The 6,664-nt window shown below is 67.8% G+C and carries 7 protein-coding genes; 2 read left to right on the top strand and 5 right to left on the bottom strand.

Annotation, left to right across the window (positions count from 1 at the left end; translation table 11 throughout):
• On the bottom strand, positions 1 to 792 hold a 792-nt coding region (locus tag VFU06_10540), incomplete at its 3' end, for a cation transporter (GenBank protein HEU5209842.1).
• Positions 793 to 811: 19 nt separating this feature from the next.
• Positions 812 to 1,117 carry a metal-sensitive transcriptional regulator gene (locus tag VFU06_10535; GenBank protein HEU5209841.1) on the bottom strand — a complete coding sequence of 102 codons (306 nt, stop codon included), beginning with the start codon at positions 1,115 to 1,117 and terminating at the stop codon, positions 812 to 814.
• A gap of 564 nt (positions 1,118 to 1,681) precedes the next feature.
• Between VFU06_10535 and VFU06_10530 the strand changes: the two genes are divergently transcribed.
• Positions 1,682 to 2,812 carry a hypothetical protein gene (locus tag VFU06_10530; protein ID HEU5209840.1) on the top strand — a complete coding sequence of 377 codons (1,131 nt, stop codon included), beginning with the start codon at positions 1,682 to 1,684 and terminating at the stop codon, positions 2,810 to 2,812.
• Here the strand turns inward: VFU06_10530 and VFU06_10525 are convergent.
• Complete coding sequence (locus VFU06_10525) at positions 2,803 to 3,681, bottom strand: metallophosphoesterase (GenBank protein HEU5209839.1); 879 nt, start codon at positions 3,679 to 3,681, stop codon at positions 2,803 to 2,805. The two genes, VFU06_10530 and VFU06_10525, sit on opposite strands and share 10 nt — an antisense overlap.
• Positions 3,678 to 4,544 (bottom strand): nucleotidyltransferase, encoded by an 867-nt coding sequence (locus tag VFU06_10520; GenBank protein ID HEU5209838.1) that lies wholly within the window; start codon positions 4,542 to 4,544, stop codon positions 3,678 to 3,680. Before VFU06_10520 ends, VFU06_10525 begins: the two co-directional genes overlap by 4 nt.
• A 153-nt stretch (positions 4,545 to 4,697) precedes the next feature.
• Between VFU06_10520 and VFU06_10515 the strand changes: the two genes are divergently transcribed.
• Positions 4,698 to 5,255 carry a hypothetical protein gene (locus VFU06_10515; protein ID HEU5209837.1) on the top strand — a complete coding sequence of 186 codons (558 nt, stop codon included), beginning with the start codon at positions 4,698 to 4,700 and terminating at the stop codon, positions 5,253 to 5,255.
• 21 nt (positions 5,256 to 5,276) lie between these two features.
• Here VFU06_10515 and VFU06_10510 read toward each other — a convergent pair whose 3' ends face one another.
• A complete protein-coding gene (locus tag VFU06_10510; GenBank protein HEU5209836.1) occupies positions 5,277 to 6,641 on the bottom strand; it encodes a PEGA domain-containing protein in 1,365 nt (454 codons plus the stop codon).
• Between the last annotated feature and the right edge of the window lie 23 nt (positions 6,642 to 6,664).

The following is a 6,664-nucleotide window of genomic DNA, read 5'->3' as shown; positions in this document are numbered from 1 at the left end:
CGCGCTGCCCGCTTCCATCATCATGAGCGGCATCGACAGCACCATCGAAATCACGCCGAGCGCAGCCGCCAGCCAGAAGCGCCGCAGAAGCGTACGGTACTCACGGGCGCGCGCGACCTTTTCCCGCTCCACCGGATCCGCGACGTCGATCGGCTGCGCGAGCCGGTAGCCCGCACGCTCGATCGCTTCCGCCATGTCCTCCGCCGTCACCGTTTCCGGCAGGTACTCCACCCGCACACTCGACGTCGCCACGTTCGCCGACGCACTCACGACACCGGCACGCGACAGGAGCTGCCGCTCGACCGGTACCCCGCTCATCGCCATGTCGAGACCCTGCACGTGCAGCTCCGTCTCCTCCACGCGCGCGTCATACCCGGCGTTTCGTACCAGCGCGACGATCTCACCCGCATTCGACGTCGTGGGATCGTACGTCACCGTCGCGCGCTCCGTACCGAAGTTCACCGCGACATCCAGCACACCGGCGCCCTTCGAAACCTTCTTCTGAATCCGCGTCGCGCACGCCGCGCACGTCATGCCGACCAGCGGCACCGTGACGCGCTCGGCCGACGGGTCCGCCACGGACGTCGCCGGGGCGTCGCCCGTTCCCACCGCACTCGCCGACGGTGCCGTTGCGGCGCCAGTCACCGCAGACCCGGGATGTGCATGCGGCTCGGACGACACGGCGGAACCGCTTCCCGGCACCGGGTCGTGGATGCCCTGCGCGGGACCCGCTTCCGACGCATCCGCCGACAGGGATCGCGTGCCGCCCGTCGCCTCTCGATTGCCTGACATTCTCTATACCTCCGCGCCCTCAACGGGCGTGCTTGTACATGAGGTCGAGCACTTCCTGGTATGTCCGCTCCGCTTCCAGCGGATCGCCCGAGCGCAGTGCATCCGTGATGCAGTGCTGCAGGTGGTTCCGCATCATCAGCTTGCCCACACCCCGCAGCGCCTCCTGCACCGACGAGATCTGCGTCAGCACGTCCGCGCAGTACCGCTCCTCCTCGATCATCCGGTGGATCCCGCGGACCTGCCCCTCGATGCGCTTGAGCCGCGCCAGCGCCTTGTCCCTGATCTCGGGCTCGAGCTTCACGGCGTGAGACGGATGCGTGTGCATGGGTGTGGACTCCTCTGGCTCGTCTGGTTTCGGGTACCGCGTCTGCCTGCTGCCTGCTGCCTAGGGTACCCCCCTAGGGTATGATAGTGCAGGACCGTTGCGCCGTCAACTGCGTGGGAGCCGCTCAGATGCCATCGAGGTCCGCGAACCGGACGGCGCACGATGAACTCATCAAAGGCAACGTTGCACGCATCTGCCCGAACCCGAACGCCAGCAACATTGCCTCGCATTATCAAAGGCAACGTTGCACGCATCTACCCGAACCCGAACGCCAGCAACGTTTCCGAGCATCAACCGCTGCAGCTGCAGTCATCCGGGCCGTCCGATATACGAGCAATACTGCCCTCGGGCCCGGCCCCCGCTTAACCCCTGCCAGCCATCCAGCCCCTGGCGCGGCCCGCTGGAACACCGCCGAGCCCCCGGCAGCCATCCAGCCTGCGCGGCCCCGCTGGAAAACCGGCAGGGCGTCGAGCCCCGACCGCCTCCGGCGTCCCGCCTGCCCGTGACACTGCCACTCCGCCCCTGCGCGCCCAACTGGCACGGTCCGTGTAACTCGGTGCCCCCATGGGAGATTCCGCGAGGCGAAAGGGCAGGCAGCCGGAGGTCTGGTGGCGCCGGAAGGGCAACCCGCGCCGGGGATTCCGCTATATCGGCGCGAACGGACGGGAGCTCACGTCCGAGGCGACGCTTGCGCGCATCCGGGCGCTGGTGATCCCACCGGCCTGGACGGACGTGCACATCTCCCCTGACCCGGATCGGAAGGTCCAGGTCTGGGGCTTCGATGCTGCGGGTCGGAAGCAGTACCGCTACAGCGCGGGACACGTGGAGCGGCAGGACCGGAAGAAGTGGCGCCGCGTGCTGCATGTCGCGGATGCCCTGCCGGAGTTGCGTGCGGTGACCAACCGCCACCTGAAGCGGCGCGGGCTGGACCGAGAGCGGGTGCTCGCGACGATCGTGCGGCTGATCTGTCGTGCCTATTTCCGTGCGGGCAGTGAACGGTACGCGGTTGCGAACCGGACCTTCGGTATCTGCACGCTGCGCAAATCGCACGTCAGCGTGCACGGGCACAACCTCGTCTTCTCGTATTCCGGCAAGCGCAGCCTGGACCAGCGGCAGGTGGTCGCGGCGACACCGCTGGTGGAGATCATCGAGGAGCTGCTGGAGCTGCCGGGCAGGCGGCTGTTCCAGTTCATTGCCGATGAAGACGCGCTTGCAGCCGGCAACGGGCGGGGGCGCGTCCGACGCGTCACGCGCAAGGCGAAGCCGGCCGCGCGACGCAATGGCCGCCGCAGCACGCTACCCGCTTCCGCGGTCCGCAGTGTCTCGGCGCAGCACGTGAACCGCTACCTGCGGGACGTGCTCGGCGAGCGGTTCACGTCCAAGGACCTGCGCACGTTCGGCGGCACAGTGCGCGCGGCCACGATCCTGGCGGACCTCGGCCCTCCGCGCAGTGACACGGAGGCGAAGCGCAACATCGCGCTCGCGTGCAAGCTGGTCGCTGCGGAGCTGGGGAACACGCCTGCGATCTGCCGCAAGGCGTATATCCACCCCGCTGTGCTCGAGCAGTATGCGCTGGGCCGGACGATCGAGACGCACGCGCGACGCAGTCGGCGGCAGCAGGTGCCTGACGAGGAGCGGGAAGGCTACTATCCGGAGGAGGTCGCGCTCATCCGCTTTCTGCAGCGCTACGGCTGACCCGCCCAGCCGCTTCGAACGGCAGATTCGCCGCTGCGCGATTCAGCCCCCGTCACTTCCTCCTCCTGCACATCAGCCCGCTGGTGCCGAGTCCGCGTACCGCGACGGTCCGGTGCCGCGAGCTCGTACAGCAGGAAGCCCAGCTCGCGGGAGCGGAGGATGGGCATGGACACATTGAACACCGGAACACCGCCGGGTGTGCGTCCCTCGAGCGACCCGTGGTGTGCGTGACCGTGGAAGACGACGTTGGCGCCGATGGTGTCGATCGGCTGCACGAGGCGTGAGGAGCCGAGGAATGGCCAGATCATCTCGGGCTCACCGTGCACGGTCTCTTCGATCGGCGAGTAGTGCAGCAGCACGACGCGTGTTTCCGCCGTGAGGTTGCGCAGCGCGTTTTCGAGCTTGATCGACTCATCGATCGATTGCTTCGCGAACTCCTTGATCAGCGTTTCGCCGAAGGGCGCGAGTGCGCCGCGCCCGAACCCGCCTGCGAAGCCCTTGGTCCCGGCGAACCCGACCCCCTGGATCACCACGCCGCTGCCGTCGAGCACGTGGACGTCCCGGTCCGCGAGCATCTGTGTGATGGTCGGGGCCGCGTCCCCTTCGTAGTCGTGATTGCCGAGCACTGCCAGGATCGGAATGTCTACGCCCTTGAGCTCACCGATGAATGCCTCGATCTGTTCGGGGCGGCCGTGCGTGGTCAGGTCCCCGAGCAGTGCGAGCACGTCCGCCTCGCGATTGGCCTCGGCGAACACCTCGCGCAGGGCGCCCGTGCTCGTCCCGTCGAAGTGCACGTCGCCTACTGCCGCGATGCGCAGCCGGCGGCTTTCGCCGTGTGTCTGCTCCGCCATCTCGGCACGCGCGCTCACGACTCCGCCTTCCAGACGTCACTGGCCATGATCTCACGAATGACGGGCAGGTTGCGTGAGGCGCGTGTCGCCTCGTGACGCAGGTCGCGGAACCCCCATTCGTTGACGTCGATCGAGAACGAGAAGCGGGAGATGAGCGTGCCCGCGCACACTTCCGGATCGCCCACCTCGTCGTCTTCGCGCGCCTGTTCGAGGAGCTGCTTGCGCACCCAGTCCGGAATGCGGCGCCGGTGGCCGGGATACACGTAATCGAACAGGTGGATCTGGGCGAGGAACAGCCGCCAGTGTGCGTGTATGCGGTGGAGCAGCCGTTTCCAGTCGAGCTGGTCGCCGCGACAGAGAATCAGGTGCAGCACGTCCGCCATATCGGAGCGGTGGCGTTCGCTCACGAATATGCGGTGCATGATCAGATCCTCGGGCGGCGCGACGCGCACGGGCTCACCCGCCAGGATTCCGGCGCGTGAGTGTTCGTACCAGTCACGATCGATCAGTGCCAGGCCGTTGCCCATGCCGTAGATGAGATCGATCTGCTTGCCGTCCTTCTTTGCTTTGGCGAGCCAGTGCGACTGCTCGATCGTGGTGGCGAACCCTTCCTCACGCAGCACGCGCGCAGCATCGACGACGACGCCGGGCTCGAAGAACAGGTCGAGGTCCTTGGTCTTGCGGTAGATCCCCGTGTACTCGTAGATCGCGTACAGCCCGCTGACGATGTAGCGGATGCCTGCGCGATTGAGCACCCTCAGCGCATGCCGGTAGACGGTGCGCTCGTCCTCGGGTATCCAGAATTCGCCGTGGGTGATGGACCGTTGTTCCTCACCACTCAGCTCCGCGCCGTCCGGCACACGTGTGCTCCCTGCCTGCATTGCGGAAATGCCGCCCCTTTCCAGGCGTTCGTTGCTGCGGCTGATCGCTTCGCGCTGCACGATGCGCGCGGCGGCAGGCCGCTGGCGGAAGCTCCCAGGGTGGCAATGATCGGGCCGCTGGCTGCTGGCTGCGACGCTGATTAGCTTCGTCGCATGTTCGATGACTGGAAGCAGGCGTGGCGCGAGGCAGTCGCCAATTTCCAGCGGGAGCTGGAGGACGAGCCCGGCGACGCGACGACGCGCGCCATGCGGCGCGACGAGCGGACCGCGTCGGACTCGCTGCGCCGGCTCGATGCGGAGCTCGCTGCCGCCCGCCGCAACGCCGAAGCGGAGCGCAGCGAGGAAGCGGTCTGCCGTCGTCGCGAGGGTCTGGCAGAAAAGGTCGGTGACGCGGAAACGGCGCGGATCGCTGCCGAGTACGCCGAGCGCCATGCCGAGCGGGCCGTGGTGCTGGAGCGGAAGGTCGAGGTGCTCGAGGCGGAGCGGTTGCTGCTCCTCGGGGACCTGGACCGCATGCGCACGGCGCTGGAGGAGCGTGGAATCGAGCCGCGCGTCGGTTCCGGGAGCGCCGGACCGGCCTTCGACGCCGCGCCGGCGCCCGACCTGCGCGAGCGCGAGCGTGAAGAGCAGGGCTTCCGCCGCATGGAGCGGGAAGCACGCGAGCGCGCGGCGGAGGAACGCCTGGAAGAGTTGAAGCGGAAGCTGCGTTAGTCTGCCTCCAGCCGGGCTGCGCTACTCGAACAGCGGCACCAGCATTCGCGCCGCACGCGCGCGATCGATCAGGCCCGCTCCAATCTCCAGGATCGGCCGTGTGGGATCCATGGGATCCCCGGGGGGCGTGCCCAGCCCCGGCGTGAATGTACCCGGCACCGGTTCCGCGATCACCACGGCAAACGTCATCGTGGCGGAGTCGCCCGGCGCGAGGGTGAACGGGCCGCTGCTGATGAGCAGGCGCACGTCGCCCGGTGCGTCGGGCGTGTGCCCGATGCCGGGGTCGGGATGTGACGGCAGGTAGGTACCTATGCCGCTCATCATGCGCAGTCCCCGGAACTCGTTCGTGCGTCCGCCCCCCCAGTCCGGTGTCACCCCTCCGACATTGCGCCAGCCGTTGAGCACGTGTGACGTGCCTGCCTCCGTGTCCAGCACGACGAGGCCGACCATGCCGGGCGCACTGCGCGCGCTCCCCTGGAACCCTGGCTCCTCCCATTCCCAGTCGTAGGCGAAGACCATGTTCTCGGCGGGCGCATAGGCCATCACATCGTCCGTCGCATTGCCGATGTCGACGTCCAGCCCGTAACCGATCCAGGCGTTCTCGAACGTGAGACCGCCTTCGGGCACGAGCGGATCGGTCGCCATGTAGAGGGGATCAGCGGAAATGTTGTGGACGACGAGCCGTACGCCGATCGCCTCCGGCACGTCCGGCACCGCGACGAGGTGCTGGTCGAGGCGCAGCCCGCGCACGGTCGAGAGGGTGATCATGTTGGACGGCGGGATCACCCATGGCGACTGCGTCGCGCGCAGCTGGTCCTCGGCGCGCACCACGGGGGGAGCTGGCCGCCCGGCCAGGAACGGCTGGTCGTAGATCCCGAGCGCAACCGTGTCCCCATTGGAGAGGCGTGCGGCGAACATCGGCATGCCGGTCGATACGTAGCTGTTGTTCGTGGTGACCGGCCACGTCAGCCCGTCGCCGGTGCCGTCCTCGAGGAAGAACGTGCCGAGTGCATTGATCGAGAGCCGGAACGTCTCGAACAGCGGTGTGGGAGAAATACGTACGTCGCGGTAGCAGCTCGGTCGGCCGCACCGGAGCACCACGGGTCCGTTGATCGCAGCGATGCTGTCGTCGCTGACGTTGATCTGCGCACCGTAGCGATACGACCATCTGCCGCTGTCGAGCGTTACGATCAGCTCGTGCTGCCCGCTCAGCCCGCGAATCGTGTCGGGTGTGACACGGTTCGTGTTGCGGCCGTCGACGGCGATGCGCGCACCGGGCGGATCCGACTGTACGAAGACACGGCCGGTCCCCGGACCGATGCCGTCGTCGCGGCACGCCGTGGCAAGAAGCGGGAGCAGCAGCAGAACGGCGGGTAGGCGCGGCATGATCTCGGCAACCGGTCTCGTCC

Source organism: Longimicrobiales bacterium, assembly GCA_035764935.1.
Classification (GTDB): Bacteria; Gemmatimonadota; Gemmatimonadetes; order Longimicrobiales; family RSA9; genus DASTYK01.
Note: the sequence above shows the minus strand (reverse complement) of the source record. Positions and strands in the feature narration are given on the sequence as shown.

Excerpts from the sequence above, each read along its gene's own strand:
- VFU06_10515 (HEU5209837.1), top strand. The coding sequence starts at position 4,698 with ATGTTCGATGACTGGAAGCAGGCGTGGCGCGAGGCAGTCGCCAATTTC.
- VFU06_10530 (HEU5209840.1), top strand. The coding sequence starts at position 1,682 with ATGGGAGATTCCGCGAGGCGAAAGGGCAGGCAGCCGGAGGTCTGGTGG.
- VFU06_10520 (HEU5209838.1), bottom strand. The coding sequence starts at position 4,544 with ATGCAGGCAGGGAGCACACGTGTGCCGGACGGCGCGGAGCTGAGTGGT.
- VFU06_10510 (HEU5209836.1), bottom strand. The coding sequence starts at position 6,641 with ATGCCGCGCCTACCCGCCGTTCTGCTGCTGCTCCCGCTTCTTGCCACG.
- VFU06_10535 (HEU5209841.1), bottom strand. The coding sequence starts at position 1,117 with ATGCACACGCATCCGTCTCACGCCGTGAAGCTCGAGCCCGAGATCAGG.